Annotated in this window: 4 protein-coding genes; 2 read left to right on the top strand and 2 right to left on the bottom strand. The window is 70.7% G+C overall.

Annotated elements, in window-relative coordinates; genetic code table 11:
* A partial coding sequence (locus tag EQG76_RS33045) for an ATP-binding cassette domain-containing protein (RefSeq protein ID WP_159712756.1) occupies positions 1–915 on the top strand: 915 nt, incomplete at its 5' end.
* A gap of 216 nt (positions 916–1,131) precedes the next feature.
* Positions 1,132–3,297, top strand: coding sequence for a calcium-binding protein (locus EQG76_RS32965; RefSeq protein ID WP_159712754.1), 2,166 nt, complete (start codon positions 1,132–1,134; stop codon positions 3,295–3,297).
* Here EQG76_RS32965 and EQG76_RS09395 read toward each other — a convergent pair.
* On the bottom strand, positions 3,290–3,616 hold the full coding sequence (locus EQG76_RS09395) for an MmcQ/YjbR family DNA-binding protein (protein WP_159712752.1): 327 nt from the start codon (positions 3,614–3,616) through the stop codon (positions 3,290–3,292). The two genes, EQG76_RS32965 and EQG76_RS09395, sit on opposite strands and share 8 nt — an antisense overlap.
* The coding region (xylB, locus tag EQG76_RS09390; RefSeq protein ID WP_159712750.1) for a xylulokinase at positions 3,613–4,756 on the bottom strand (1,144 nt) is incomplete at its 5' end. The genes xylB and EQG76_RS09395, both read right to left, overlap by 4 nt.

Raw genomic sequence — 4,756 nt, 5'->3', positions numbered from 1 at the left:
GGCCGGGCGGTGGATGTCCAGGCCTGCGATGCCGCCACGCTGCGCCGCCTGCGCACCCGGCGGATCGCCATGGTGTTCCAGCAGTTCGCGCTGCTGCCCTGGCGCACTGTCGCCGAGAATGTCGGCTTCGGACTTGAACTGCGCGGCATGCCCCCGGCCGAGCGCCGGCGGATCGTCCAGGAGAAGCTGGAGCTGGTGGGTCTGGCGCAGTGGGCCGGCAAGCATGCCGACGAATTGTCTGGCGGCATGCAGCAGCGCGTGGGCCTGGCGCGCGCGTTCGCCACCGACGCCGACATCCTGCTGATGGACGAGCCGTTCTCGGCCCTCGATCCCCTGATCCGGATGCGGCTGCAGGACGAGCTCCTGGAGCTGCAGCGCCGGCTGAACAAGACCATCCTGTTCGTCAGCCACGACCTGGACGAGGCTTTGAAGCTGGGCTCGACCATCGCGATCATGGAGGACGCGCGGATCATCCAGGCAGGCCCGCCCGAGGAGATCGTGGCACGACCCGCCACCGCCTATGTCCGCGACTTCGTGGCCAACGTGAATCCGTTGAACGTGCTGACCGCCCGCCACCTGATGCGCGACCGGCGCGACCTGGAGCCGTGCGGGGATGGCTGGCTGTGGCTGGACCGGCGGCGCAGTACCGCCGTGCTGCTGGACAATGGCGGTGCGCTGCTGCAGGCCCGCCAGGGCCAGCACGGCCTGAGCCTGGTGCCGATGGAGGCACTGGCCGGGCAGGTTGGGCAACTTGCGGTAGCGCACCCCACGGTACCGATGCGCCAGGTGATCCAGATCATGAACGCGAGCGGCCTGCCGGTGCCGCTCGTGGACGAGGTCGGCCGGCTGGTCGGCGCGGTCGGCATGCGCGACGTGCTGGGCGCCATTCTGCGCCGTCACGAGCAGCCGACGTAATTGTTCCCATCAGTTCAGCCAGTTGCCGCCGCCACCTGCGCCGTTGCTTCATCTCGACTTGCGGCTGATTGCCGGCTTCATGTCGAATGTAACCATCGGTAGAAAAACTCTTTGAAACTAAGCGGATGAACAACTAACCTGCAGGTAGATCGGCATTCATGAGCGTTCGATGTCCCAGTTGGACACTGCGGCCGGGGGACATCGGGAGAGCAGGCCATGGCGTTGCAGGCGGCGGACGGGGTTCGAGTGGAAGCTGCGGGGGGCCAGGATCCGGCGGTGCCGGGTCTGGAGCTGGACGATGATGATCGGCCCGCACCGCGTCGCGGCGAGCGCCGCCGCCGTGCCGACGCCACGCTCGGCACGCCGCTGGGTGCTGCCTTCGTGGGACTGCTGCTGGCCCAGGGGCACCAGGGCATGTTCGCCATGCCGCGCGGCGAGGGCGGCGGCGAGGCCGGTACGCTGGCCGGCCGTGGCGGTGAGCGCGGCTTGGCGCTCCAGCGCGGCGAGGGCTTGGCGGGTCCGGTCAGCCAGGGTCAGGGCCATGCGGCAGCTGCCGCGGTGCCGGTGCTGGACACAGGTCTGGCGGTCATGGCGGGCGGCGGCGCGCTGCTGACGGGTGCCCAGGGCATGCCGGCGCTGGCCGGGACTGCCGGCGGTGACCAGATCCAGCCGCTCGAAGGGTTGACCGCGATCGCGGGGATCAGCACCGAGCTCACCCTCAGCCCCCTGCCGTCCGCCGAGATCCCGCCGGTCGAGGTCGACGACAGCGACCGGGGCGGCGAGGGGCTGGGCCCAGTCGGCGAGCACCTGCAGGGCGGCAGTGGCAACGACGTGCTCACCGGCACCGACCGCGACGACGTGATCAAGGGCGGGGCCGGCAACGACGTCATCGACGGGCGCGACGGCAACGACGACCTGGATGGCGAGGACGGCGACGACGTCGTGCGGGGTGGCAAGGGCAACGACGTCCTCCAGGGCGGGGCCGGCAATGACCTGGTGGACGGCCAGGAAGGCAACGACATCGTCGATGGCGGCACCGGCAGCGATGTCGTCCATGGCGGCAGCGGCAATGACCTGGTCGGCGGCGGGGCCGGCGACGACGTAGTGGATGGTGACCCCGGTACCGACATCGGCAGCGGTGATGGCGGCAACGACCGGATCTATGTGGAGAGCGTGCGCGACCTGGCGATCGAGAACCGAGAGGGCTTCGACAAGGGCGGCATCGACACGGTCGCGATCCGCGACACCTATGCCACGAGCCTCAAGGCAGAGCTGCCGAACCTGTCGCCCGACGGCCTCGCCACTTTCGTGCTGGGCGACCAGGTCGGGGTGAGTCTGCCGGCCGGCTTCAACCCGTTCGTCCAGCAGATCCACCCGGCGATCGAGAACATCGACCTCCTGGGCTCCGCCGCCCATGACGTGGTCGGCGGCGAGGGCGCTAACCGCATCCAGGGCAATGAGGGTGACAACCAGCTCTGGGGCCGGGGCGGCCATGACTGGATCGATGGCGGCGACGGCCGCGACCTGGTCTGGGGCGGCACCGGCAACGACCAGCTCCATGGCGGCCGGGGCGACGACCAGCTGCACGGCGATGCCGGCGAGGACAGCCTCCATGGCGGGGCGGGCGACGACGTGCTGGACGGCGGGGCCGGTGCGGACCTGCTCTATGGCGGCGAGGGCGCCGACACCTATGTGTTCGGCCTGTCCGAGGCGAAGCCCGACCGGGTGTTCGATTTTTCCGGCAGCAACAAGATCAACCTGCTCGATGCGGATCCGGACGACGTCCAGGCGATCGTCTCCGGCCCCGACCTGTATGTCCGGGTCGCGGGCAAGGACGTGGCGATCATCGACCAGTATCTGGGCCACGAGGGCAACTGGTCCGGCATCCTGACCAAAGGCGGCCTGAAGGGCATCGCCTCCCTCCTCACCGACGGGACGGTCACCCCCGACCCGACCCTGCCGCAGCCCACCCCGGACGTGGTCGGCACCACGGGCAATGACATCCTGCGCGCACCTTCCGATGCCGGGCATCATCTGCGGGGCCTGGGCGGCGACGACCAGCTGTTCGGCGGTGCCGGCAACGACCGGCTGGACGGCGGCGCCGGGACCGACACACTGCAGGGCGGTGCCGGCGAGGACACCTATCTCCTGCGCCACGGCGACGGCGGCATCGACCGGATCATCGACCACCAGGGTAGGTCGCAGATCCAGATCGAGGGCATCGACTTCAAGGGCCTGGACGCCTGGACGGTCGGCCGCGACCTGTGGCTGGCGGTGGATACCACCCCCCTCGGCATGGTGGAGGACTGGCAGTCCAACCATGTCGACTGGACGATCCGGATCGGCGACAAGACCGTGGCAGCGGACGACCTGTTCAGCTGACAGTGTGCCGCCGCCCTCTGCGGGCCGCCGCGGCGGCCTCTGCCAGCAGGGGGCGCAGCTCATCCGTCGTGATCATCGGCAGGACGACCAGCACGTAGGGGTGCGGCCGGTAGTGCTCGGTCAGGTGGAACAGGTCCGGCCGGCTCGCCAGTAATTGCTCGCGCCGGTTCGGATCGACGCACAGGACCAGCGTTCGGCCATCCTCCCGCAGCCGGGCCAGCAGCCGACGGTGCAGCCGCCAGGCAGGCGTGCCATAGCTGCTGCCTTGGGCGACGCCCGGCAGCTCGGCCAGCAGCCGGCCGAGCTCTTCGAGGGTCATCCGGTCAGGCCGCGCAAGGCCGGATAGAAGGCGGCATAGCGTTCGTGCAGGCGGGCATAGGCGGCAGCCCGCTCCGGATCGGGCTCGATGCGCCTGGCCGGCGGGCGGATCATCGCTGCCACGGCCTGCTCGACGTCCGGCTGCAGCCCGGCGGCGACGCTGGCCAGGATCGCACCACCCATTGCCGGCCCTTCCTCGGCCTGCGGCACCACCAGCGGCAGGCCCAGCTGGTCGGCTAGCATCTGACGCCAGGCAGCGCTCCTGGCCCCGCCGCCCACCACCACCAGTTCGCCGAACTCCGCACCCTGCGCCCGCATCCGCACGAGGCAGTCGCGATAGGCGAAGCCAACACCTTCCAGCAGTGCCCGGACCATGTGGCGCCGGTCGTGCGACAAGGTCAGGCCGATCCAGGCGCCGCGCGCCGACGCATCCATGTGCGGCGAGCGCTCACCGGACAGATAGGGCAGGAAGAACAGGCCGTCCGCGCCGGGCGGCACCTCGGCAGCTTCGGCCAGCAGCAGGTCGTAGACGTCCTTCCCGTCGGCCGCGGCCCGGGCCCGCTCCTCGAACGCCACCGCGTCGCGATACCAGCGCAGCGCCCCGCCGGCAGCGAGGATCACCCCCATCAGATGCCAGCCGCCCGGCGCCGCAGCACAGAACCCATTCAGGGCGCCGTTCGGGTCGCGCATCGCCTGGCCGCCATGGACGAAGATCGTGCCGGACGTGCCAACCGAGAGCACGCCCTGGCCCGGGCGCACCACGCCGGCACCCAGGGCCGCCCCGGCATTGTCGCCGGCCCCGGCGGCCACCGGCAGACCCTCGGGCAGGCCGGTGAGGGAAGCGGCCTCGGCCGTCAGTCGTCCAGCCAGTTCCGGGCTCTCGACCACGTCCGGCAGCCAGTCGCGCTGGATCTCCAGGGCGGCCAGCAGGTCCTCTGACCAGTTCCGGGCGTTCAGGTCGAACAGGAGCGTGCCCGATGCGTCGGCCGGGTCCGTCCGATAGGTGCCGGCCAGGCGCAGGCGCACGAAGTCCTTGGGCAGGAGCACCTTGGCCAGCCGCCGGTAGGCGTCGGGCTCGTGCTCGCGCAGCCACAGGATCTTAGGCGCCTGCATCCCGGCCGAGGCCGCGTTGCCGGTAATC

The sequence above is a fragment of the Geminicoccus flavidas genome, from assembly GCF_009806515.1.
In the GTDB taxonomy this organism is placed as follows: Bacteria; Pseudomonadota; Alphaproteobacteria; order Geminicoccales; family Geminicoccaceae; genus Geminicoccus; species Geminicoccus flavidus.
Note: the sequence above shows the minus strand (reverse complement) of the source record. Positions and strands in the feature narration are given on the sequence as shown.